The organism is Mesorhizobium sp. M0904 (genome assembly GCF_040319475.1).
Classification (GTDB): domain Bacteria; phylum Pseudomonadota; class Alphaproteobacteria; order Rhizobiales; family Rhizobiaceae; genus Mesorhizobium.
The window spans coordinates 1-22,886 of sequence record NZ_JAMYOC010000042.1 but is presented as its reverse complement, the minus strand read 5'-3'; the positions used below and the strand labels follow the sequence as shown (position 1 = coordinate 22,886).

The 22,886-nt window shown below is 57.0% G+C and carries 22 protein-coding genes and 1 pseudogene; 19 read left to right on the top strand and 4 right to left on the bottom strand.

Annotation, left to right across the window (positions count from 1 at the left end; all coding sequences use genetic code 11):
• From NKH80_RS29260 to NKH80_RS29250, 3 genes are all read left to right on the top strand, one after another.
• Positions 1-187 (top strand): hypothetical protein (locus tag NKH80_RS29260; protein ID WP_352995416.1); only part of this gene is annotated, 187 nt, incomplete at its 5' end.
• A gap of 190 nt (positions 188-377) precedes the next feature.
• Positions 378-785 carry a hypothetical protein gene (locus NKH80_RS29255; RefSeq protein WP_352995413.1) on the top strand — a complete coding sequence of 136 codons (408 nt, stop codon included), beginning with the start codon at positions 378-380 and terminating at the stop codon, positions 783-785.
• A 704-nt stretch (positions 786-1,489) separates the two neighbouring features.
• Positions 1,490-3,025, top strand: a complete 1,536-nt coding sequence (locus NKH80_RS29250; RefSeq protein ID WP_352995410.1) for a relaxase/mobilization nuclease domain-containing protein — start codon at positions 1,490-1,492, stop codon at positions 3,023-3,025.
• A gap of 200 nt (positions 3,026-3,225) precedes the next feature.
• Here NKH80_RS29250 and NKH80_RS29245 read toward each other — a convergent pair whose 3' ends face one another.
• Positions 3,226-3,864 carry an FMN-binding negative transcriptional regulator gene (locus tag NKH80_RS29245; RefSeq protein ID WP_352995407.1) on the bottom strand — a complete coding sequence of 213 codons (639 nt, stop codon included), beginning with the start codon at positions 3,862-3,864 and terminating at the stop codon, positions 3,226-3,228.
• A gap of 30 nt (positions 3,865-3,894) precedes the next feature.
• The gene (locus NKH80_RS29240; protein WP_352995404.1) at positions 3,895-4,560 is read right to left on the bottom strand and encodes a helix-turn-helix domain-containing protein; all 666 of its coding nucleotides are present in this window, start codon (positions 4,558-4,560) and stop codon (positions 3,895-3,897) included.
• A gap of 87 nt (positions 4,561-4,647) precedes the next feature.
• On the opposite strand from NKH80_RS29240, the gene NKH80_RS29235 reads away from it, so the two are divergent.
• The 7 genes from NKH80_RS29235 to NKH80_RS29205 all read left to right on the top strand — a co-directional run bounded on the left by NKH80_RS29235 (position 4,648) and on the right by NKH80_RS29205 (position 12,329).
• Positions 4,648-5,784, top strand: coding sequence for a trans-sulfuration enzyme family protein (locus NKH80_RS29235; RefSeq protein ID WP_352995401.1), 1,137 nt, complete (start codon positions 4,648-4,650; stop codon positions 5,782-5,784).
• Positions 5,785-5,826: 42 nt separating this feature from the next.
• The gene (locus NKH80_RS29230) at positions 5,827-6,462 is read left to right on the top strand and encodes a LysE family translocator (protein WP_352995398.1); all 636 of its coding nucleotides are present in this window, start codon (positions 5,827-5,829) and stop codon (positions 6,460-6,462) included.
• Between the two features lie 595 nt (positions 6,463-7,057).
• A complete protein-coding gene (locus NKH80_RS29225; RefSeq protein WP_352995395.1) occupies positions 7,058-7,861 on the top strand; it encodes an ABC transporter permease in 804 nt (267 codons plus the stop codon).
• Between the two features lie 44 nt (positions 7,862-7,905).
• Positions 7,906-8,913, top strand: a complete 1,008-nt coding sequence (locus tag NKH80_RS29220) for an ABC transporter substrate-binding protein (protein ID WP_352995392.1) — start codon at positions 7,906-7,908, stop codon at positions 8,911-8,913.
• An 80-nt stretch (positions 8,914-8,993) separates the two neighbouring features.
• Positions 8,994-9,794 carry an ABC transporter permease gene (locus NKH80_RS29215; RefSeq protein WP_352995389.1) on the top strand — a complete coding sequence of 267 codons (801 nt, stop codon included), beginning with the start codon at positions 8,994-8,996 and terminating at the stop codon, positions 9,792-9,794.
• Entirely contained in the window at positions 9,791-10,642 is an 852-nt protein-coding gene (locus NKH80_RS29210) for an ABC transporter ATP-binding protein (protein ID WP_352995387.1), read from the top strand. Before NKH80_RS29215 ends, NKH80_RS29210 begins: the two co-directional genes overlap by 4 nt.
• A 79-nt stretch (positions 10,643-10,721) precedes the next feature.
• The gene (locus tag NKH80_RS29205; RefSeq protein WP_352995384.1) at positions 10,722-12,329 is read left to right on the top strand and encodes a GMC family oxidoreductase; all 1,608 of its coding nucleotides are present in this window, start codon (positions 10,722-10,724) and stop codon (positions 12,327-12,329) included.
• A gap of 107 nt (positions 12,330-12,436) precedes the next feature.
• On the opposite strand, the gene NKH80_RS29200 is transcribed toward NKH80_RS29205, so the two are convergent.
• Both NKH80_RS29200 and NKH80_RS29195 read right to left on the bottom strand, forming a co-directional pair.
• A complete protein-coding gene (locus NKH80_RS29200; RefSeq protein ID WP_352995381.1) occupies positions 12,437-13,210 on the bottom strand; it encodes an IclR family transcriptional regulator in 774 nt (257 codons plus the stop codon).
• A gap of 55 nt (positions 13,211-13,265) precedes the next feature.
• Positions 13,266-14,750: an FAD-dependent oxidoreductase gene (locus tag NKH80_RS29195; protein ID WP_352995418.1), complete on the bottom strand. Its 1,485-nt coding sequence runs from the start codon at positions 14,748-14,750 to the stop codon at positions 13,266-13,268.
• A gap of 200 nt (positions 14,751-14,950) precedes the next feature.
• Here NKH80_RS29195 and NKH80_RS29190 point away from each other — a divergent pair, with 200 nt between their 5' ends.
• From NKH80_RS29190 to NKH80_RS29150, 9 genes and pseudogenes are all read left to right on the top strand, one after another.
• Positions 14,951-15,670 (top strand): fumarylacetoacetate hydrolase family protein, encoded by a 720-nt coding sequence (locus NKH80_RS29190; RefSeq protein ID WP_352995377.1) that lies wholly within the window; start codon positions 14,951-14,953, stop codon positions 15,668-15,670.
• Positions 15,663-16,340 (top strand): hypothetical protein, encoded by a 678-nt coding sequence (locus NKH80_RS29185; RefSeq protein ID WP_352995374.1) that lies wholly within the window; start codon positions 15,663-15,665, stop codon positions 16,338-16,340. The genes NKH80_RS29190 and NKH80_RS29185 overlap by 8 nt, the downstream gene beginning before the upstream one ends.
• A gap of 9 nt (positions 16,341-16,349) precedes the next feature.
• Positions 16,350-17,231, top strand: a complete 882-nt coding sequence (locus NKH80_RS29180; protein WP_352995371.1) for a fumarylacetoacetate hydrolase family protein — start codon at positions 16,350-16,352, stop codon at positions 17,229-17,231.
• 86 nt (positions 17,232-17,317) lie between these two features.
• Positions 17,318-18,862, top strand: a complete 1,545-nt coding sequence (locus tag NKH80_RS29175; protein WP_352995368.1) for a UxaA family hydrolase — start codon at positions 17,318-17,320, stop codon at positions 18,860-18,862.
• Between the two features lie 6 nt (positions 18,863-18,868).
• Complete coding sequence (locus tag NKH80_RS29170; RefSeq protein WP_352995365.1) at positions 18,869-19,891, top strand: histone deacetylase family protein; 1,023 nt, start codon at positions 18,869-18,871, stop codon at positions 19,889-19,891.
• 57 nt (positions 19,892-19,948) lie between these two features.
• Positions 19,949-20,347, top strand: a complete 399-nt coding sequence (locus NKH80_RS29165; protein WP_069091196.1) for a RidA family protein — start codon at positions 19,949-19,951, stop codon at positions 20,345-20,347.
• Positions 20,348-20,400: 53 nt separating this feature from the next.
• Complete coding sequence (locus NKH80_RS29160; protein WP_352995360.1) at positions 20,401-21,816, top strand: amidase; 1,416 nt, start codon at positions 20,401-20,403, stop codon at positions 21,814-21,816.
• 49 nt (positions 21,817-21,865) lie between these two features.
• On the top strand, positions 21,866-22,426 hold the full coding sequence (locus NKH80_RS29155) for a GNAT family N-acetyltransferase (RefSeq protein WP_352995357.1): 561 nt from the start codon (positions 21,866-21,868) through the stop codon (positions 22,424-22,426).
• A 240-nt stretch (positions 22,427-22,666) separates the two neighbouring features.
• A pseudogene (locus NKH80_RS29150) lies at positions 22,667-22,801 on the top strand (integrase); the annotation flags it as partial.
• Positions 22,802-22,886: the final 85 nt, after the last annotated feature.

Below are 22,886 nucleotides of genomic sequence, written 5' to 3'. Positions count from 1 at the left end.
TTTGGCAACCCAGGCGCGCATAGATAAGGGCTCGCTAAAGGTGCAGTTTTTGCGCAGCTGCTATCTTCAGGAAAGAAGGGGTCCGGTGACCCACCGACTGCGCATTTCCGACTACGCTTTTCCGACTACGCATCAGAGGGCTGATGTTTCCATGTTAACATGGAAACAAGTTCTCATCGCATCATAGACACATGGTATCAAATCACGATGGGCACATTTCGCCCGCCCCGCTGCCGCTGACAACTGGCTGGGAGAAAACGCGCGCCCGTAATTTTCATTCCTCTCTGTCCTATTGGCAGGATAGCCTATTTTGTGATACACACAAAATAGGCGGCGCGGCCCTGGCGGGCCTTAGCGCCCGCAAGCGGGCTTGAGAGATGGATGCAGACGTCCAGAAAGCAGCGGTAAAGAACGCGTCACGGCGCTACGGCGAGGTGACCCACATCCGGTTTTCGGCTGACGAGCTGGCCAACCTCAAAGCCGTTGCGGAGCGGGCCGACGTTACCGTCAGCGAGGTCGTCCGGCGTCTCGTGCGGGCAGAGGTAGGACATCTGCCTATCGCGTCAGAGGCGTTGCGGCCGGCGATCGTGGACATGACCGATCAGCTGCGGCGCGTCGGCATCAATTTCAATCAGGCCGTGCGCGCCATCAATGACGGCCGAGTTGCTCATGATGAGGATCTTGAGCAGGCGGTGATCGCCGTTGGCGACCTCGTGCGGCAGTTCCGCGAGGAACTGAAGGCGATGACTGGAGGGTCCCGCAAGGCGAGGGAGGCGAGGCCATGAGCGGTCGTCTTGCTGGCTACGCGGCCGAAATCGAACGCTATCTTCGAGGCGAGTCCGACGGGAGGCGTGAGGACCTGGACGACGATAAGTCCGTGACGGGCGCCCGACGCGAGGCCGGCGAATTCCAGGCGATGAAGAGTCATGAGCGGACCGGTGGCGGCGGACGCTTCGGGCAAGGACAAGCCGGCTCGACGGCAGGTGGCGGCAGAAACGCCGCTCGTTCTTCGCCGGGAGGGAGAGGAGTGGCCGGAAGCTCCGTCTCCAGCAGGGCGCCGAAGTCCGCCGCGGCTGCCAGCTCGCCCACCGCCGCCGCCGCGCCGATCATGGTCTATGGCGCCACGCTCGCCGGTTTCCGGCCGGAAGAGGAGGAGGAAGACTGGAAGCGGCGCGGCGGCGGCGGTGGCCGTGGTGCTGGTCGCCCTAGCGGTACAGGACGAGCGGCGCGGGCGGGCTATCAGGCGCGCGCCGTGGCGGCACGGGCAGGCTATGCGGCGGGCGCGCAGCCTGCTGTGTTCAAGGTCATGCCCAACCCGCCATCGACCAGGGAAGCCGCCGCTCGGCTGCTCAATTACGTCGGGAAGCGCGAGGACGAAAACGGCGAGAAACACGACATCGAGATTTTCGACGAGGATGGGCAGGTCCTTGCGACAGGTGCCGCAAGAAAGGCGTTCCTGGAAACGTTTTGCGAGACGTTCGAACCGCCCTTGGAAAATACCAATTTCCTGGAGGTTCGTTTCGAGCTCGCCGGCGAGGTCAGCGATGCCGCCTTGAGCGAGGCGTTGAACAAGGCCTTCGGTGCAAAACCGTTCATCTATGCACGGGATGGTTTGGCGGTGGAGGTTTACGCGCACACCGATGAGCGGGCGGGACCGCTTGCGAGAGTCCTGGCCGGCGGTCGGGAGAATTCGCGCAGCAAGGCGCTCGACAAGATCGAGGCGCGTTTGTCTGAGGCCATGGGCGCGGCAGGGGTTGTACCCAAGGCAGAGGTGAGGGCGGCCGTGAGCCGTGAACCCAAAGCGAAATATTTCCTGCAGAAGTTCATCCGCACCCACAGCCAAGTCCGCCACGCAAATGGCGAGCCTGTGCCCGGGGTGAAGAATTCGACCAAGGCGGCGGCTTCGGTCTACGAGCAATGGCGCCCGCAGTTTTCGGGGCGTGAACGCCGCAATGCCTTTCACCTGCTTTTCTCGGCAAGGGCCGGCACCGATGCCAACGCCGTCATGGCTGCGGCGCGCGCCGTGCTCGAGGAGCGTGCGCCAGGATACAAGTTCGTCCTGGCGCATCACAAGGACACCAAGCACGTCCATGTCCACGCGATGGTGCAGGCACGGTCAGCCGATGGCGAGCGCCTAAAATTCTACAAGCCGGATCTCGCAGCCTGGCGCGAGGCCTTTGCGGAAAAAGCACGCGAGAACGGCATTGCGATGGTGGCGACGCGGCGCATGGACCATGCGATGACGCGGCCATTCACGAAGGAGCATGCCGGAGCCTATAGCCGCGCCCAGAGCGATCCGCGCTACCAGGTCAGCGCCAGGACGATCGAGCGAGTGGAGGCCAAGCGGCAACGCCGTTTGGATACGCAATCCCTTGTCGTTAACGGCGATGCAATTGCTGCCGCATGGCAAAAGACTGTGACGACGATGCGGACCGCGGGCGTAGTCGGTCAGGCTCTCGCTGCAGCGGAGTCGATCGGCAACAATTTTCTGCGGTTCCGTCGCGATCGGACAGGGGAGGGGCAACTAGGTCCTGCCGCGGATCGCGGAGCTGATCAATCGGGGCAGAAGTCTTTTCTGTCCCATCCCGGTATGAGAGAATTGAATGCACTGATAGGAGATTTCAACATGGCGCAAACCCCCTTGGAAATGCGGCGTCAGATGGCCCGCGTCAATCAGGCTCTCGACAACATGCGCGAGACGCTGCCGCCGGCGCATCAAGGACAGTTCGAACAGTATCGTGAAGAGGTCAACGACAAGATGCACGACCGTCTCGCGCGGCTGCAATTCGAGCGGCAGCAGCAGCGTCGTGGTGGTGGCGGTGGCGAGCCGATCCCCGAGCGCGAGGCGCGAGGGCGAGACCTTCCAACTCGGGACGATCCCCGCGAGCCGGTTGAGCCGCGCACAGGCACCGAGCAGGAGAAGGTGAGAGCCAAGCAGAAGGACGCCAACAAGCAGAAGGCTCAGCAGGCTGAAGAACAGGACCGCAAGACCCAGCGCTCAAATGATAACGATTACGAGCGCTGAGCAAAGATCGCTTGCCGGCCGTTAAGGTGCGGGAGAGTGCAGGGACAATGTCGCCGAGGCTCGTTCGTGCCTCGGTTTGCGGGCATGATATCGAAATCTGCTACCTGCCGCATCGCGGGTGTCAGATCCTGGTCCCGTTTCCGGCTCTAGGTCACCCGTTGAGAATCCAGCACCTGTGCTTTGTCGGGACAAGATAGTTGCTATTGGGATTTGGCCGCCGCAGCCGCGAGCATCGCTTCTCCCACCTCAACAGCGCCTTGAGCAGTCAGCGTCTCCCCGGCGTTCTGGATGTCGCGCAGCTCTTTGTTCTGACTGAGTTTGAATTTTCCAACCAGGCTGGTGATATCGATCTCCAAGGCCACGATCGCTTTGGCCATTGTGTCAATGAAATCCTTCGGCGCGTCGCCCATCTTCCACGGGGCCGGCTGGTTGGCCTCGTGCATGTGAGTGAGCTTCGCGACGTTGCGGCGCACATAGCGCTCATCGTCCCGGACGGTGATGCGACCATGGGCGTGGGCAACGAGATAGTTCCAGGTCGGCACTTGCTTATGGAATTCGTGTTTGCTGGGATACCAGTTCGGCGAGATGTAGGCGTCGGCCGCACGGAAGACGACCAGGACCTCATCGCCATTGGCAACCTCCGTCCAGACCGGGTTTTTACGGGCGACATGGCAATGGAGGACGCCCTTGTCGCCCTTTGAGCGGTCGAGCTCGAAGGGGATATGGTTCGCGTCGAGGGAGCCGTTGCTGTGGGTGATCAGGATACCAAAGGGGTGTTTTTCGATAAGATCAAAGAGGGCGTTCTGATCGGGTACGGCGAAATGGGGCGGAACGTACAACGGTGGATCTCCTTTCGTGAAGGACAGTTGTCAGTGGTCTGCGAGGTTTTGCGAGACAGCCAGGGGCGACCTCGCTGCCTGCGACGAGGGTGCCGGAACCCGCTGTCCGCCGCGCTCAAGAACCGCCATCGAGAAGTGGGCGGGCACGTCAGATGCCGCGGCATACGAGTGGGGTTGATCTGTAACGAGGCGCGCACTCTCGGCTGCATTTAGAATGATCTCGTGGCTGCCCACCGTGACCTTGAGCGAACCTTGGGTAACCGAGACCAGTTCGCGCGTATCGGGACTGTGCGCATCGGCGGCAAACACATCACCCGGTATGAGGACCCAGCTCCAAAGTTCGAACATCGTGCGTCCCGAGGTCGATGTGTGAAGCTGTGCCCGGCTGCCTTTGGCGCTCGTCCAAAGCGTCCTGGACACGCTCCGTTCGATCGGGTGGTCGGGGGCCGTGGAGGGCGCCTCGTTCAGCAGATCGGCAACCGATAGCGAAAACGCTGCGGCAAGGCGGCAAAGGATGCCGATACTCGGGTTTGCCTTACCCTGTTCTAGCGCGACAACCGTCCCTTTCGACAGGCCGGTCAGTTTGGCCAATCGATCAAGTGTCAGGTTTTGGTCGCGTCTCAGATGTTGGATCCGGATCGCAATCGCTCGGCCAAGCTCTTGTTCAGTCTCTGAAGGTGTCGGCGTGTCGGTCATTATATTGACTTGGGCTCTTGCTTCGCTTACGGTCAATATAATGACCGGCGCGAAATTGCAACCGCGCCTTAAACAAGGAATTGGCCAGTGCGCTTTGAAACGAAGGCAATCCATAGCGGTCGAGCTGTCGATCCGTCCACCGGCGCGGTTTCATTACCGCTTCATACCAGCACGACCTTCGAGCGCGGTGCCGACGGCTCGTTTCCGTTTGGGTTCGAGTACACTCGTGATGCAAATCCGACGCGCAATGCATTCGAGTCGGCGATGGCCGCGCTCGAGGGAGGACACGAAGGAATAGCCTTTGCGTCGGGCATGGCTGCAATCGCTGCAGTCTTTGAGAGCCATCCGTCGACGGGACGGATCGTCCTTCCCGACGATATGTATTTTGGCATTCGCTCGTTGATTGACGAAACCGATATCGGGTCTCGCTTCGACTTCGCCGCCGTCGATATGTGCGATCTCGATGAGGTACGCGCGGCAGTCACGTCAAAGCCGACTGGCCTCGTATGGGTCGAGACGCCGTCAAACCCGATGATCCGCGTTGTCGACATTCCGGCCATCTGCAAAATCGCGCACGACGCAGGTGCCTTGGCGGTGGTGGACAACACGTGGGCCACGCCCATGCTTCAGCGGCCGCTTGAGCTTGGCGCGGATGCGGTCATGCACTCGGCAACAAAGTACATTGGTGGCCATTCGGATTTGATGGCGGGCGTCGTTGTTGTCTCGCACGCGTCACCCCTCGCTCGCCCGCTACGAATGGTCCAGAAACACAAGGGCAGCGTCGCGGCACCCTTCGACTGTTGGTTGGCACTGCGAGGGCTGCAGACCTTGCCGATCCGCATGCGCGCTCATTGCGAAGGCGCCGAGAAGGTTGCGGAGGCCCTGGCGTCCGATCCCCGCGTCGAGAAAGTGCTCTTTCCAGGCCTGCAAGATGATCCGGGACACGATCTGGCTACGCGGCAAATGAGCGGTTATGGAGCGATGCTTTCCTTTATCATCGAAGGTGGAAGCGATGCCGCGATGACGGTGGCCGGCCGCCTCAAGCTTGTCGTGCGGGCGACAAGCCTCGGCGGGACGCACTCTCTGATCGAGCATCGCGCATCCGTCGAGGGTGCAAAGTCCAAAGCGCCGGGCGGGTTGCTTCGAATGTCCGTGGGGCTCGAGCACCCTCAGGACATCATTGACGACCTGATGCAGGCCCTGGGCGCAACCCTCCATGTGTAAAGCTAGTCCGGATGGTAGCCCTCCCCTACTGAAGGAACTGTGATGGGCCATAACCTCAGCCATCTCTTACTCGTCTATGCCGCCTACGTTATCGCAGCCGGAAGCCCAGGCCCGAGCACCATGCGGATCATGGGAACGGCGATGCATCAAGGCCGCCAGGCTGCCCTCGCTCTGTCCGCCGGCGTTGTCACCGGGTCGGTTTTCTGGGGCGTCATGGCTGCCACCGGTGTTTCCGCCCTTCTGGCCAGCTATTCACAGGCTCTCGTCGTTCTGAAAATTCTAGGTGGGTGCTATCTGCTGTTTCTAGCGTTCAAGGCGGCGAGGGGTGCTTTGACATCCGAGAAGCCCGAGAGTGCTACGGCTATGGCCAACCGGCCTGTATCTGGCTTGGCACTTTATAGGCGTGGTCTGCTGATGCATCTAAGCAATCCCAAGTCGATTCTGGCCTGGATAGCGTTGGTGACACTTGGGCTCGGCCCGGATGCCTCGGCGACGGACGTAATCCTCATTCTCGCAGGATGCGCGGTACTGAGCGTGACGATTTTTTGCGGATATGCAGTCGTGTTTTCCACGCAACCCATGGTCAGGATGTATCGGCGAGCGCGGCGGGGAATTGAGGGAGTCTTGGCGGTCAGTTTCGGCTATGCCGGCCTGAGGCTCTTGCTTTCTCGAACCTGAAAAACCTTTTCGTATAGGTGTACGTTGCGCATTCAAGCTCGATCAATCGAGCAAAGGATTCCAAGATCGACCTCGCGGATCGAAACAAGCTTCGTCGCCGATTTCCGATCACGGCTCTTGGAGATGTAAAGTGCTTGTTTGAAAGCCAGCCGCAGGCGTGACGGTGCCCCGACAACCGCCGTTTTACAGGCATGAAACTGACTCTGCCTGCCGACGCCAGCAAAAGGCGTATCGAATATGACGTAAAGGACATTATGTCATATATGACCGCGGATTGATCGCTGCGGCATGTGCGTGGCTACTTCTGTCTGGCTCAGACGCGCCAGACATGTGCATCCGCGCGGTGGAAACCCGTTACCTGGTTCTCGACACGAATAAGCGGAAAACGGGACCAGCCGCCCTGAAACCGTATTTCCTTGGTCTCGTAGTCACTGGTCCGCGTCGACAGTGCAGGGCTTAACCCCCGATACACGCACGCGAACGGAACAATTTGTAACCCGCAAAAAAGAATCCGGATTGACCGAGGAACCAAGTTGTGGTTAGTGGAATGGCGTTCTATCTGATTTAGTGTTCCAAGTAGCGAAGCATCTTCGTCATGTTGATGCGCTGGGTTGGGATCGGTGAGGCGATGACGAGGTTTTACAGGTTTACTGGCACGCTGCCGGATTGGGTGATCACGTCGTTCTGGCTCCTGGTCCTTGTTGCGATCTGGTCAGCGGCCGTGAGATTACTAAATATCCCGGACTACATTCTCCCAAGTCCGGAGCAGGTGCTCGGTCTCGTCGGATATAAGTTCAGCTATTTTTTGGCTCATGCAGCATCAACCCTGACGGTCATCGCCGTAGGATTTGGGTGCGGCGTGGCCGCAGCCGTTCCCACTGGGTTTGCGCTAGCAAAAGTTCGGTGGCTGGAAAGAGCGCTGTACCCCTTCGTCGTCTTTCTGCAGGCCATGCCGCTGATAACGTTAGTGCCAATTCTGATCATCTGGTTTGGATATGGGCTTGTTGCGCCTTCGATCCTTGTGGGCTTCAGCGTCTTTTTTCCGGTCTTAGTGAATGCTGTTGCGGGCATAAGAAGCACTCCGGATCGTCTTTATTTCGTCACGCGGACGATGGGTGCAAGCACCCTGCAGACATTTCGGTACATCGATTGGCCTGCGATGCTTCCCTATCTCATGAGTGCCTTCCGCATCGCCCTCGCGATTGCCACTACCACTGCGGTTGTCAGTGAGTTCCTCGCGTCAAATAACGGGCTTGGATTCGCGGCGCTGATTGGCGCTCGGAACAGAGACACCCAGCAAATCGTCGCGGTCGTGCTCATAACCGCGATCATCGGCGTTGTACTTAACTCGCTAAGTCTGCTTTTGGAAACAAAAGTAATGCAGAAGTATAAAGGCTAGAGGAAGCATCCTATATTGCCCAAGATATCAAAGAGGAGAACGACATGCAAAAGTACATAAAGTATTGTTTACGTGCAGCCGAAGCCGGGTTCTTAGTGGCGGCGCTTGCGATCTCGCCGGCAGTGGGCGCAGAAAAGCTTAAGCTGACTATAAATTGGACGCCAGGTAACTCGGATATCGGCATTCAGTATGCGGATGCCCTGGGCTTTTATAAGGAGGCCGGGATCGACCTTGAGATCGAGCCCGGAAAAGGCTCTGGGACGACGTCGCAGCTCGTGGCAGCTGGCAGCACCGATGTCGGGCTGGCGAGTGGTTCTTCTGCCATTGCGATTGCAGCGAAAGGCGCGCCGATCAAAATCATTGCGCCTATTTACCAAGCGCCGGAGTGGGGGATCATTTCTCTTGAGGATTCACCCATCCTGAAACCAAAGGACCTGGAGGGAAAATCTATAGCCATTCCTGCAGGCTCTGCAGATGTCGCACTCTTCGAGACCATGTTGCGCGCCAATGGTGTTGACAAGTCAAAGATCAATATTCTTTCAGCCGACGCTTCGGGGTATCTTGGTTTGCTCGCTGAAAAAAAGGTTGATGGGGTTTCGGCTACTCCAGGCGACGTGATGATTCCTCTTGGGGAAAAAGGCATTAAGACCAAAATATTGTTTTATAGAGATAACGGCGCACCCATCGTGGGCTTAAGCGTTATTGCCCGTGACGACAAGCTTAAGAAAAATCCTGAACTCTACAAAAAGTTCATTGAGGCAACTTTGAAGGGGTACGCCGCGGCTATCAAGAACCCCGAGGCCGCTGTCGATGCGCTTCGCTCTAGGTACCCCGATTCAGCGACAAAGGCCGCGCTTCTGGAGGAGTTGACGAAATACGTTATTAGCGACTTCTGCGTATCTGGCGCGACAGGTCTGGGCAAGCCGCCTGCTACCTTGTGGAAGACTACCGGAGAGGTCCTCACGGCGACCTTCGGGTCACTGGGCGATGGGGGCATTGAGGCAATACACACAGAGGACTATCTTCCCGCTCAGGTCCCTCCTTGTCCGTGATCATGGCTAATAGGGCGGTGGCGGCGGTTGCGCCGCCACTAGCCTTAAATGGTGGCTGACAGCAAGATGCAGGACAATTCATGGCAAACGTTTACGCCGAATCCACCACCCCACTTAAAATACACGTTGTAAATGGGGCTGGTCGGATACTGCCACCGGCACTGGTTTTGGTCGCATTTATCGTGACCTGGCAATTCAGCAGTGATTGGTTTGGCATTCCAACATACCTTCTCCCGGCGCCGGGCGACTTCATGGGAAGGTTCGTCACCGATCGGGGTGTGCTCGCTTACAATTTTGCGGCCACCGGGTATGTCGTAGCAATTGGTTTTGCTCTCGCCACGCTGATTGCCATCCCCTTAGGATTGGCGATTTCATCATACACGCCACTGAGACGAAGTCTGTTTCCACTGATCGTTTTTTTTGAAATCATACCCAAAACGATCACTGCGCCCCTTTTGATAGTGTGGTTTGGCTTCGGGTTCACTCCCCGCATCGGCTTGACGGTCATCATGACGTTCTTTCCAATCCTGGTGAACAGCATCGCCGGTTTTTCGTCGATTAACCCGCGCCTGCATTTCATCACAAAATCAATGGGAGCCAGTCCGTGGCAGACTTTTCGGTTCATTCGCCTCCCTGCGGCACTCCCCTATATTTTCTCTGGGATGAAGATCGGAATGGTCTATGCGGTATCGGCTTGTATAACCGTCGAGTTCATTGGAGCAAATGAAGGGCTAGAAGTGCTGATACTTTCCGCTTCAAGCTATATGGATATGGCGCTAATGTTTGCGGCGGTATTTGCGACGGCAGTGTTGGCTATGTTGTTGACAGGCATCTTGCTTGGGATGGAAACGGTGATGATGCCCTGGAGGAGAGGTCTGTGACAAAGATAGTTGGCTTACGCGAGGTTGGGTCGCAGTATGCACCCTCAACTGGGGCGAGTAGCGTTCGTCTGTCCAATACACCAGAACCGCGCAGATCTATAGTAGCGTCTGACATTGAGAAGCATTATGGGCAGGTCCGCGCGCTTGGACCTGTTCGGGTCGAAATCGGTGAGGGCGAATTTGTAAGCGTTCTCGGGCCATCTGGATGTGGCAAAAGCACGCTCATGCTAATTATGGCGGGCTTGCTTAAGCCAACAAAGGGGGTCGTCGAGGTCAATGGAAAGCCGCTTACAAGCCCTATGACCGATGTTGGAATTGTTTTCCAAGACCATTTACTGCTTGAATTCCGAAATGCGATGGACAATGTCCTCCTGCAGCAGGAAATTCGGAAGCTCGACCGCGCTGCAACCCAAAACCGTGCGAACGAGCTGTTCGCAAAGCTTGGGCTCTCCGGAGCGGGGTCCCGCTACCCGCGGCAACTATCTGGTGGAATGCAGCAGCGCGTTTCTATCGCTCGCGCGTTGGTCCATGACCCGTCTGTCTTGCTGATGGATGAGCCTTTCGGTGCTCTAGACGCAATCTCACGCACGCAGATAAGGCACGACCTCGAGACGTTATGGATGGAGACCCGCAAAAGCGTCCTGTTCATCACGCATTCGATTGAAGAGGCTATAGGTCTATCGGATCGCATTCTCGTCATGTCGAACAGTCCTGGGCAAGTTGTTAAGGAGATCAAGGTGGATTTGCCTCGCCCTCGTCCTGCTTATCTCGGGCGATACCCCGAATTTGACAGGTACGCAGAAGAGATTCACGAGACGTTCCAAAATCTGGGTATCTACAAATTTTAGTCGAAGCCCTTGTGGCCACCGCGAGTCATCTAGCTGCGCTGGAGGCACTTTCACTTATCAGCGCTATCGGGGATTAGGAATGAACGACTGGGCTTTCGAGACAGATTTCTGCGTGGTCGGCGCGGGTTCGGCGGGCTGCGTTGTGGCTGCTCGGTTAGCAGAGAATAAGAACACAAAGGTGCTTGTACTGGAAGCAGGGTCGCGCGATTGGCATCCTCACATTCACATCCCGGCAGGTTACTTCTATCTTCTGAAGAACCCAACTTTCAACTGGATGTATGAAACGCAACCTGAGGAATTGACGAAATCTAGGAAAATTGGGCTTTTTGCTGGGCGCGGGCTTGGTGGCAGCAGTTCGATTAACGGGATGCTGTTTGCCAGGGGGCAAGCTGCCGAATATGACAGGTGGTCGAAAGACCTTGGATGCCGTGGCTGGGGATTTTCCGATCTTCTACCCTATTTTCGACGAGCAGAGACCTTCTCCGGAAGCGAGTCGCAGCATCGTGGCGGGACTGGTCCCGTCTCGGTAGTACCATTTCGGACCGTTCATCCACTCGCCGGTGATTTCGTTGAAGCCGCCGTCGAGGCAGGTTTCAACCGGGTTTCGGACATGAATTCCCCCAAACGTGAAGGCGCAAGCCTTTTTCAGCAAAACCGCCGGGGTCGGTTCAGAGACAATACCTCGTCGGCCTATCTCAGGCCGGCGATGAAAAAAAGTTCCTCCGTAAGGGTCGAAACCAGCGCGGTATGCACTCGTATCATTTTCAACGGACGTAAGGTCGAAGGTGTCGAGTTCACCAGATCGGGTCAGCGGACCCGGGTGAAGGTTAATAGAGAGGTCATCGTCTCAAGCGGTGCAATCCGTTCCCCCCAATTGTTGCAGGTGAGCGGCATCGGAGATCCGGAACAGCTGTCAGCGATCGGCGTGCAGGTAGTCCAATCGTCACCCCAAGTTGGGCGCAATCTCCGCGACCAGTACATGGTTAGAATGTCTCATCGGGTCAAAGGCGTTCAGACTATTAATGAGACTAACACCTTCGGCCGCATTGCTGTCGAAACACTCAAATATGTATTCCAGAATCGGGGACTGCTCACGCTTGGGGCCAGTATGGCAGCACTCTATTGCAAGAGCTCGCCCGATGCTAAATTTCCAGATTTGCAACTTATGTTCGCGCCCGTGAGCTTTTCTCCTGCTGCTCCAGGGAAATTGGAAAAGGCTGGAGGTATGACCATCGGGGTATTCCTGATTTGCCCGGACAGTCATGGCACCATCTTAGCGCCATCAGGTGACATGCAGGATAAACCCTTAATCCATCCTCGTTACTTGAGTGATCCAAGAGATTGGCCCCGACTTTTGTCGGGTCTGCGCACAGCTCGCGAACTCTATTCCATGGACGCGCTGCGTCGGTGGAGCGTTGAGGAGACTGTACCGGGCCGTCAAGTCCAGTCTGACGAGGACTTATTCGACTATGCGCGGCGGGTGGGGGCTTCAGCGGCTCACTACTCCGGCACCTGTCAAATGGGCGCCGGAGATGAGTCGGTTACTGATTTGGAGCTACGGGTACGAGGCGTGTCGGGTCTTAGGATCGCGGATAACTCCGTTGCGCCTTCACCGGTGTCGGGGGGCATGAATGCAACCGCGATCGCCATCGGAGAGAAGGCCGCCGATCTTATAAAGACTGCTTGATTGAAATCGGTCTGATTTGAAGGCGAGCATCGGTAGGTTTGTAACTATCCGGGCTCGCCGCTCGTCAAAGGCAAATACTAACACCCGCGCCACACGTTCGCGGAAGCTTAGTGCGGGGCCCCTGGCTGCGAGCGTAACGGCCAGAGTTCTCCCAGCTGGCGCGCGGCCGACTGTACCGCAGAGGCGATGCTATCGTACCGTTCCGACGTCAGGCGAGAACTCGGCCCAGCTACACTGACTGTGCCGACAACGTGACCTTCCGTCAAGGCAATCGGCGCGGCGATCGCGACGACACCCGACTCAGCCTCCTCGACTGAAATTGCCCATCCGCGCTCTCTCGTAGCCCTCAATTCCTTCATCAACGCGTCCACGCCGCCGGCGTATGCCTTGCCATCAGGGGTATTGAGGCCAATGCGGAGGGCCTCCTTATCCTCTAGACTGGATAGGTACGCCTTACCATTGGCTGTTGAGACAAGGCGCACCGTAGCAACGAGTTCTGGTTGATATTTGAGGCCGTGATGCGCCCCTTGTATCTGAGTAATCCAGGTAAGTGTTTCACCCTGAACGACTGCCATGCGTACAAGGTCGGAGCTTTTGGCGGCTAGCTCCTCGAGTACCGGCTGACAAACGTCTGTCAACCGCGTCGCGCTGAGAAAGCGCTGGCCAAGGATGGCTAACCGCAAGGTAAGCTTATAGAATCCTGTGGCGGCGTCTTGTTCAACCCATCCGATCTCGCACAACACCGTTAGCATTCGGTGCGCAGCACTTTTCTGAATGTCGAGTCTCTCCGCGACCTCGCCAAGCCGCATGGCGGCCGCATCCGTAGCGAGGAGTTCGACCACGGCAAAGCAACGCTCAACGAGTGAATTGACGACGCGCAAAAGAGATCTCCCGTTCCAGTAAGAATGATATTCTGTTGAGACCTTAAGGTCAATGTTAAAGGATTGTCGCTGCCCCCCTCCCTGCAAGACGCCCTGAGGTAAAAGCCCAGCCTAGATGATGTCCATGTCCCTCAAGGATGATCCCGCCTTGGCCGGTAGCACCGGCTGCAAATAGCCCAGGAATTACAGTGCCGTCCGGGCTTAGGACCTGCATCAATGCGTTAATTCGCAAGCCCCCTTCCGTGAGCACCCAGCTCCGAACAGGCCCCAAAGCGATGAAAGGGGCGCGGACGAGCCCTAAAGCGCCTTCTCGGGGATTTTGATTATAGGTAGCCACGGTTTGTTCAAGGGCAGGACCTGGAACACCAATCCTCTTCGCCAGCCCTTGTATGGAATTCGCTTGATAATAAATGTCCTTCCGGTTTCGCCTGTAGTCTGGCAAATATGCATATGCCACACCCGGCGCGGTCGAAATGTAGAACGGCCATTTGCTGAATCTTTGCGCAAGATCCCCATCTAATAGGATAAAGGCCTCTCGACCCTGCTGCAAAGGCACGCTGAGTTGAGGCTTGTCGCACTCATCTGTGAAGCGCTCGCCGGCCCGATTTACCAGGATCGCACCGCTCTCATACAGCTTTCTCTGCGGCTCCAACACAGTGGTGAGAAACATCATGATAAAAGGGCGGACCAGAGCCTGAGGCAATTGCTTCATGGACCACTTCATCACAAGTGCTAGGAACCGGTTTGGCGGAAGTTTTGTCATCAAATTGTTCCGAGGCGGAACAAAGCGAAGCTGCGGACCGCTCACGAGGTCGCCGTTAACAATCTCCCCTCCGGCCTCTAAACCCAAACGAATGGCATCGCCCGTACTCGTCGTTACGAGAGCATCCGCGTGTGCCACCGTTTCTCCCGCATAAGTTTGCTTCATTTCTCGATTTGCACTGAAATCGCCGCCGGCGAGCACCACTCCCCCTGTTGCAAAAAATTGCCATTCGACACCAGCGTGTTCCGCGATGACGCCGGTTATGCGCCCCTTCTCTCGGACAAGCCTTACGGCACGGTGATTGAGGAGCACCGTGACTCCTAAGTGGCGTGCTCTGCGGTAAAGCGCGTGCCCGTAAGACCGGGAGTTGGGCAGCACGTTGTGCATCCTGGGGACGCGGTGTGGCGGCTCAGGCATTGGCCCGAAGAAAACAACGCCCATGTCGAGAAGCTTTTTGAGCGTCTGCGGGACGTTGTCGACAAACGCACGCCTCAGTTCAGGATTGTCCCTGGACAAGAGTGCGCCATGGAAAAGTGCCATGTCCTCGAAGTGATCGTCGGGAGCATCGTCAATTCCCACAGCCCTCTGCATGGGGGATCCACTAGAGGAAAGTGAGCCAATCGCCCAACTGGTCATACCTCCGGGACGAGGGTTTTTTTCCAGAACTAGAACACGACGACCCAATTCTGCCGCTTCCACTGCAGCGAAGAGGCCTGATCCTCCGCCGCCAACTACGATCACGTCAAATGTAGCGCCTGTCCGAGCCACGGCTTTCATCTCCATTGCGGCGACTGAATCGGGGGTTGGGCGTAAAGTGGACGATGTGGTTTTCCACTTCCCTGTTGACCCCGGCGATAAGACCGCCTAAGCGTTATATAGAACACCATTCCAATTAGTATATCATGTCACACAGAGCAAGCGATCACATTCATTATCTCGCAGAAGGGCTTCTGGCCGCCCATGGCGGAGGGGATCCTTTGGTCGTCGACGAAGCCGTATTGCAAGATGTGAGTCGACCTGCCGCGCTGGAAATCCAGCAGCGTGTCATACTGGGCCTGGCGGCTCCGGTTGCCGCTTGGAAAGCTGCAGCGCTTCCTGACGGAGACTTGGTGTCAGCGCCGATCGTGGCCAGCCGACTCTTCTCCAGCCCGTGCGTCCTCGGTGCCAATCTATACGGTAGGGGAGGCATCGAATGCGAGATCGCGTTTCGGTTCGCCCGCGCCCCCATAGGAGGAAGTAGTGTTACGAGAGCCGGTGTCATCGACGCATTAGACGGCGCTTGTGCAGCGATCGAGGTCGTAACCAGCCGTTGGGGCGGGCCTCTCCCCTCCTCACGCAACGCCATGATCGCAGACCTTTTAGCGAACGGCGCACTTGTTTGCGGTCCATTAAAAGCAAACTGGGCGTCGACCTCTTTCGCGTCACTGGATGTAAGCCTGCGTCTCAACGGCACTGTGATGCATCGCGCCACCGGCGGCCACCCTGACAGTGATCTTGTTGGGCTGCTTGTCAGGTTTGTCAGTGATCTGGGCAATCGGAAGATCGAAATTCAGCCTGGTACTGTCGTCACGACCGGGAGTTTTACCGGCTTGATCACAGCAAAACCCGGCGACGTAGTCTCCGCAGAATTCGAAGGTTTTGAACCTGTCTCCGTAACATTTGGAACAGGGGGCACAGCAGGAGTGAATCATGCTTAGCGGCAATGGGGTGGTGGGTATCTGGAACGGTATCGCCAACGAAGGAAGACTCGATTTCTATCAATGGCACATTCATGAGCACATGCCCGAACGCACGGACATACCCGGGTTCTTGCGTGGTCGCAGATACAGGGCAGCTGACGCGAACACCCATCCGGAATTTTTCACTTTATACGAAGTTGACAGCTTCGACGTCCTCATTGGCCCCGAATATGCAAAACGTCTAAATGCGCCGACGTCCTGGACGCGTCGAGCCACGTCTCACTTCCTCAATACCTCGCGCGGTCTGGCCCGGGTGCTCTATTCCGGCGGTGCGGGACCAGGCGGTGCTGTTGCGACGGTGCGATTCGAACTCCCCTCTGAGGCACCCAAGGAGGCGGTTCACGAGCTCACGCAAGTTCTGAAAGGTCTGACGAAAGCCCCTCTCTTAACCGGCGCCCATCTCTGTAAGTCTGATGGTGATGCAACGCAGGCCAAAACGGCCGAAACCCGCAAGGAGAGTGACTACGATGCGCCGCCGGCTTGGTTCATTGTCCTGGAGGGGTGCAACGTCGAGGCCCTTTGGTCCCCAATACAGTCCATCTTGCAACATCCCTATGTCAGCCGACCGAGAATAGGTCGCTACCAGTTAGAATACACACGACTGAAGACTGAAACGGCCGCGGGCTGAGAGGTTGCCATGAAACTGTTGCGACACGGTGCGGCTGGCGCCGAAAGGCCTGGCATACTAGACGCGGAAGGTACCATTCGGGATCTTAGCAGCGTTATCGATGACATCGGTCGGGGGACGCTCACGCGACGAACTATGGATCACCTGTGTGCCCTAGATGTCACGCTGCTGCCTGTAATTCCTGCAGATGTTCGTCTGGGGCCTCCGGTTTCAGACGTTCGTCACTTTATCGCGGTCGGCCTCAACTATGTTGACCATGCGACGGAAACTGGAACGCCTATACCCCAAGAGCCTGTTGTCTTCTCGAAAGCGCCGTCCTCAATTTCGGGCCCGACGGACAACATTCCAATGCCGGCGGGTTCAGACATGCTCGACTGGGAAGCTGAAATCGCCGTTGTAATTGGCGAGCATGGCTTTCAAGTCGCAGAATCCAACGCTCTCTCCATCGTCGCCGGTTACCTGCTTTGTCACGATGTTTCTGAGCGGCGCGATCAGATCCACCGTGGTGGACAGTGGATGAAAGGAAAGTCTCGCCCTGGGTTTGGCCCTTTAGGTCCGTGGCTCGTAACCCCTGATGAGTTGGCGGATCCTCAAGACCTGGACATTTGGCTTACAGTCAACGGTGTCTCGCGGCAGTCCGGCACGACCGCGAAGATGATATTCCCGTTTGCTCATTTGATTTCATACATCTCCCAATTCATGGCCTTGGAGCCCGGCGACGTCATCACCACCGGCACACCACATGGCGTCGGGCTTGGCTTAAAGCCTCCTCAGTTTCTCAAGGAGGGAGACGTCGTCGAGTTGGGTGCGACGGGGCTTGGTACTCAGCGGCAAGTTGTAGTTGCCTCTATGGGTGCCCAGTCGTTCGAACGTCTGTCTGCGAGACAATAACTGGATGTGCGCTGGGCGCTTAAGCCTGAGAATTCGCCGAGGCGGCCGGTGCCAAGATGGCCCTCTGCGGTAGTTGGGAGAAAACGATGCAGCTTGAAACCAATTTGCTCGGTGTGGCAGCCACTCTGACCTTGAACTCCGCCGATAACGTATTGATTGCTCGGAGAGCCTTGCCTCACGGCACGGACTTGGGGAGGGGGCTTGTGACCTTAAACGCGGTGCCCGCAGGGCACAAGGTTGCGCGACGTCTGATACAAAAAGGTGAGCCTGTCCTGCGCTATGGGCAAGTTATCGGGTTTGCCACGAGTGACATCCAGCCAGGCAGTCACGTTCACCTTCAAAACATGGCTATGGGCGAGTTTGAGAAAGACTATGCGTTCAGCTCGGCTGTCAAGCCAACCCAATACGTAGATACGCCCGCCACGTTTATGGGAATTCGACGGCCGGATGGCCGTGCCGCCACTCGTAACTACGTGGGCATATTGAGCACTGTGAACTGTAGCAGCCACGTGGCTGAGCTCGTCGCCGATGTCTTTCGAAAGAACCCGTTCAAGGGGGACGATCCCCTATTAGCTTACCCGAATGTCGACGGTGTCGTAGCTCTGACGCACAAGTCCGGCTGTGGGATGACAGGCGGCGAGCCTCTTCGGCTTCTGCGACGGACAATGGGGGGGTACGCCCGCCATGTAAATTTCAGCCATGTTGTAGTCCTTGGCCTAGGATGCGAAGTCAATCAGGTAGGTGGTCTCCTTGAGGAACAGGGGCTGGCTGGTCGCGTCCGCAGCATGGATATCCAGACAATGGGCGGGGCGCGCAGGACTGTTGAGGCGGCAGTCTCATTCGTCCGCGAGGTTCTTGAAGAGTCTAATCGCGTCACGCGCGAACCAATTCCGGCGAGTGAGCTGGTGGTCGGCCTCCAATGCGGAGGATCTGATGGTCTTTCAGGGGTGACAGCAAACCCGGCCCTCGGGGCGGCAAGCGATATCCTCGTGCGACACGGCGGTACCGTTATCCTGTCGGAAACGCCTGAGACCTTCGGAGCCGAGCATCTGCTGACACGCCGCGCTGTATCACGAGAGGTGGGTGAACGTCTCTTAAAGCATATGGCGTGGTGGGAGAGTTATTTCCAACGCGAAGGAGCCGTGATGAACGACAATCGTTCGCCCGGAAACATGGCGGGGGGGATAAGCACAATCGTTGAAAAGTCTTTAGGGGCAATGGCAAAGGCGGGAACTACCAACCTCGTCGAAGTCGTGGGGTATGCCGAGCCTGTGAGGGGTCCCGGCTTCGTGTTTATGGATACTCCGGGATATGATCCGGTTTCTGCCACCGGCCAAGTGGCTGGAGGTGCAAACCTAATCTGCTTCACGACGGGCAGGGGCAGTGTTTTCGGGTGCAAGCCCTCGCCGACGATCAAGCTCGCGTCTAATACACCTATGTATACTCGCATGCAGGACGACATGGACGTCAACTGCGGCGAGGTCATCACAGGGGCCGAAAGCGTTGAAGAATGCGGACAGCGCATCTTCGATCTCATGCTCGACGTGGCTTCAGGAACCCCATCAAAAAGCGAAAGCTTCGATTTCGGCGCTAACGAGTTCGCGCCTTGGGTGCTCGGCGCAACTGTGTGAGAGAGCATGAAAATCGTTCATTCAGATCTCCACCAGCTTCATAACCCGCAGACGTTCATCCAGCGTGGTCGGTTGGTGGAAAGTCCAGAACGTCCGGAGCGCGCCTACGCGCTGCTATCTGCTGCGATCGATGCCGGACACATGGGTGTGGAAGCGAAGCCGATGGCTTCAGCTGCCATTGGACTAGTTCATTCCGCAAGATATCTGGACTTCCTCGAGAACGGCATTGCCGAATGGTCCGTCCTTCCGAACGCTGGACCTGAAATCGTCCCTAATACTCATCCCAACCGCTTCGCTTCTCATTATGCCAGTCACATCTTGGCTCGCGCAGGCTTTCACCAAGGTGATACGTCATGTCCGATTAGTGCTGGGACCTGGCGCGCAGCCCGCGGTAGCGTGGATATCGCTCTGAACGTGGGCGCGCTGATCGAGGGCGGTGCGCGAAGCGCCTACGGCCTTTGCCGCCCACCCGGCCATCACGCCTTTACCGAAATGGCGTCGGGATTTTGCTATTTGAACAATGTGGCTGTACTCGCCGAGTCACTCCGCTTGTCTGGCGCCGAACGCGTTGCCGTGCTCGACATCGACATTCACCATGGAAACGGCACCCAGCAGATCTTCTATGAGCGGTCTGACGTTCTTACGGTCTCTGTGCACGCCGATCCTGATCGGTTTCCCATGTTCTTCTCCGGTTATAGCAATGAAACCGGTATCGGGGAGGGGGAGGGGCATAATCTCAATCTTCCTTTGCCTCACGGCAGTGACGATCGCGCCTTCGTGGCGGCTATAGGCAAAGGCCTGTCTCGTATTCAAACTTTCGCCCCCGACGTTCTCGTCGTCGCCCTTGGCCTTGATGCCTATCGAGGCGACCCGTTGAGCGTCTTGGACGTTACCACCGAGGGCTTCGCACAGGCCGCGACAGCAATAAACGAGTTCCGGGGACCCGTGGCTCTCATCCAAGAAGGTGGATATCCGAGCGTCGAACTCGGCCGAAACCTCGTCGCGTTCCTTGGCGGGATCCAAGACTGATCCAAGACCAAGGCCCTCCACACTCACGGCAACTGCTTGCATTTTCAGGAGATTTCGATGACCGAAGGCTTTTCACATCTAACGCCAGTAAACACACGCCAGGCTTCGACTCTTATGTCCGACGGAATGATAATTAAAGGAAGTGGCATCTTTATCTCAGTGCTTATCCCCGTCGATGATCAGGGGAACATCGTCACCTCATCATTCGAAGAAGAGGTCAACGCTGTTTTTGTAGAAATTCAACGGACCCTTGCTGCAGCGGACCTAGGATTCGAGCACATTGCCCGGCTCACTTACTACGTTGTTGGCCTCAACGAGGATCGGGTATCCACCCTCCGGAAGGTGCGAAGTGGCTTTCTTTCTACTCAGACACCTCCAGCGTCCGCCCTGATCGGCGTTGCCAGTCTCGTGGGCGGGGTTAGCATCGAGATCGAGATCCTCGCGGTAATTCCGTGATCGAACACCGTGTCGCATCCTTGCCGCGGCAAAAACGCTCTGGGGTTCTTCAAATGACTGATCTTGCAGATTATAGCGCAACAGACTTGCTTCGCGGCTATGCGACTCGGGAATTCTCGCCCGTCGACGTTTTTGAAGCAGTAGTAGCCCGAGTGACCAGTGTGGACCCTGTTCTAAACGCATTGGTTCTTATGGATCCCGATAGAGGGCGTGCCGCTGCCCGGGCTTCCGAGGCGCGATGGCTCTCAGGCAATCCTGTCGGCGCAATTGATGGGGTGCCAGTAACGGTCAAAGATCAATCGCTTACCCAAGGTTGGCCGACCCGCAGGGGCTCGTTAACGGTAAAGGCGGATGGGCCTTGGAATGAAGACGCGCCTGTCGTTGGCCGTTTGAAAGAGAGTGGTGGCGTTCTATTCGGTAAGACCACGACGCCGGAGTTTGGATGGAAATCCGTAACAGATAGCCCATTGTCGGGGACCAGTCGAAATCCGTGGGATCCCAATTTAACGTGTGGAGGGTCGAGCGGCGGTGCCGCGATTGCAGCTGCGGCCGGGATGGGAGCCCTTCACCAAGGAAGTGACGCAGGTGGCTCAGTTAGAATCCCCGCAGCCCTCTGCGGGGTGTATGGCCTGAAACCGACTTTTGGTCGTGTGCCGATGTATCCGCAGGGCTTGGGCTCGATGGCGCAGCTTGGCCATTATGGTCCCATCACCCGCACCGTCTCGGATGCAGCTTTGATGCTGGATGTGATTTCGAGGCCTGACGCTAGAGACTGGCTAGCCGTAGACCACGATTCGCGATCGTACGTAGACAGACTCGATAGAGGCGTTGAAGGTCTTCGTATCGCTTATAGCGAAACGTTAGGGTATGCACATGTGGACGCCGAGGTCGCTTCCACTGTTGCGCAAGCTGTCAAACGGTTCGAGCAACTGGGAGCTGTGGTGGAAGAAATATCTCCACCGATTGATGACCCTTTGGCATGCTTTTTGACATTCTATGAAGCCTCTTTAGCGTGCAGCCTCGTTGGCATCTCCGAAGTCGACTTGGAGATGTGCGATCCAGGTCTGCGTGAGATTGCTGACAAGGGTCGGGGCGTGACGGCAGCCCAGTTGTTCGCAGCTTGGCAAACCCGTGAGAGACTAGCTCGCACTATGAGTGAGTTTCACCAGAAGTTTGACTTATTGATCACTCCCCAACTTGCGGTCACGGCTTTTGAGGCTGGACCTCTTTACCCATCCCATCTCAAGTCCATGTGGGATTGGATTGCGTTTTGTTTTCCATTCAATCTGACGCATCAGCCTGCTGCTGCGATGCCTTGCGGCTTCTCGGATCAGGGCCTTCCCATAGCTCTCCAAATTGTGGGTCCAAAGTATGCCGATAGCCTTGTTCTTCAGGCTAGTCGGGCCTTCGAGAAACTACAGCCGATAGTGGTCCCGAATGCTATTAACTTGCCCCGGTCACAGCCGTAACAAGGGCTAAGGGACCTTAAGCCGATCAACCTTGCTAAGGGGTTATCCTATGTGTTTGCAAACGCCGCGGCTTGATTTCCGGAGGTGGTCATACGATGACGTTGAGTTGGCTAGTCAGATGCATGCCGACACGAACGTCATGCAACATCTTACACGGCTGACTGATCGAAACCAGGTGGAGGCTTGGGTTCATGACCAGGTTGAACATCACAGACAGCACGGCTATGGCGTATGGATACTTGAGGAAAAGGGAACTGGCGCCTTCGTAGGTTATTGCGGCCTTTCTACTGTCTCCTACCAGGCCCATTTTACACCGGCAGTCGAAATTTCTTGGATTCTCAAACCTGAGTTTTGGGGTAAGGGGTTAGCGACAGAGGCTGCAGAAGCGGTCATCGCTGACGGCTTCGAGCGTCTAGGGCTTGTCAAGATTGTGGCTACTGCTTCGGTAGCCAATGCCAACTCGCTCCAGGTCATGAGACGACTCGGCATGTCCCATGATGCCAGAGATAACTTCGAGCACCCGCTAAAGTCGACCGCCAGCGGCCAGAAGGCGCAAGTCCTTTTTAGACTAAGCCGCGACGATTGGGCGAAGAGGCACGGTGCGTCTTAGGATGCTGCCCCTACATTGGCTCTCGAGTCTGATACACGATGCAGCTAACCACTCATTGATTTAACATAATGGCTATTGGACTAACCCGCTCCGCGATTGCGGAGCGGCAAGGAGGGTGTGTGCCTGCGGCGTGGTGTTGATCGCGTCGTCTGTCGCTCTGGTCATGTGTCCACAACAAGCTCCGACTGCCAGCATGGAGTGGCTGCTTGCAGCCCATTCCATCCGACAAAGGAGCTTGTCATGACCCAACTTCGCCAGCGCATGAGCGAGGACATGGAGGTGCGCAACTTCGCGCTCAACACCCAGCTGTCGTATCTGCAACAGGTGTCGCTGTTCGCCCGCTATTTTAGCAAGTCGCCGGACTTGCTCGGGCGCTGACCTGCCACTGAATTTTCATCCGGCTGCAGTTAGAGCCTCGGCGGGTTTTACGCCGTATGGCGCGGGTTGGGCAACGGGTGAT

What these genes read in the sequence shown, in the direction of transcription:
- NKH80_RS29195 (WP_352995418.1), bottom strand. Translation starts at nt 14,750, where the DNA reads ATGAAAGCCGTGGCTCGGACAGGCGCTACATTTGACGTGATCGTAGTT.
- NKH80_RS29175 (WP_352995368.1), top strand. Translation starts at nt 17,318, where the DNA reads ATGCAGCTTGAAACCAATTTGCTCGGTGTGGCAGCCACTCTGACCTTG.
- NKH80_RS29220 (WP_352995392.1), top strand. Translation starts at nt 7,906, where the DNA reads ATGCAAAAGTACATAAAGTATTGTTTACGTGCAGCCGAAGCCGGGTTC.
- NKH80_RS29205 (WP_352995384.1), top strand. Translation starts at nt 10,722, where the DNA reads ATGAACGACTGGGCTTTCGAGACAGATTTCTGCGTGGTCGGCGCGGGT.
- NKH80_RS29165 (WP_069091196.1), top strand. Translation starts at nt 19,949, where the DNA reads ATGACCGAAGGCTTTTCACATCTAACGCCAGTAAACACACGCCAGGCT.
- NKH80_RS29255 (WP_352995413.1), top strand. Translation starts at nt 378, where the DNA reads ATGGATGCAGACGTCCAGAAAGCAGCGGTAAAGAACGCGTCACGGCGC.
- NKH80_RS29155 (WP_352995357.1), top strand. Translation starts at nt 21,866, where the DNA reads ATGTGTTTGCAAACGCCGCGGCTTGATTTCCGGAGGTGGTCATACGAT.
- NKH80_RS29180 (WP_352995371.1), top strand. Translation starts at nt 16,350, where the DNA reads ATGAAACTGTTGCGACACGGTGCGGCTGGCGCCGAAAGGCCTGGCATA.
- NKH80_RS29230 (WP_352995398.1), top strand. Translation starts at nt 5,827, where the DNA reads ATGGGCCATAACCTCAGCCATCTCTTACTCGTCTATGCCGCCTACGTT.
- NKH80_RS29215 (WP_352995389.1), top strand. Translation starts at nt 8,994, where the DNA reads ATGGCAAACGTTTACGCCGAATCCACCACCCCACTTAAAATACACGTT.
- NKH80_RS29240 (WP_352995404.1), bottom strand. Translation starts at nt 4,560, where the DNA reads ATGACCGACACGCCGACACCTTCAGAGACTGAACAAGAGCTTGGCCGA.
- NKH80_RS29170 (WP_352995365.1), top strand. Translation starts at nt 18,869, where the DNA reads ATGAAAATCGTTCATTCAGATCTCCACCAGCTTCATAACCCGCAGACG.
- NKH80_RS29185 (WP_352995374.1), top strand. Translation starts at nt 15,663, where the DNA reads ATGCTTAGCGGCAATGGGGTGGTGGGTATCTGGAACGGTATCGCCAAC.
- NKH80_RS29160 (WP_352995360.1), top strand. Translation starts at nt 20,401, where the DNA reads ATGACTGATCTTGCAGATTATAGCGCAACAGACTTGCTTCGCGGCTAT.
- NKH80_RS29225 (WP_352995395.1), top strand. Translation starts at nt 7,058, where the DNA reads ATGTTGATGCGCTGGGTTGGGATCGGTGAGGCGATGACGAGGTTTTAC.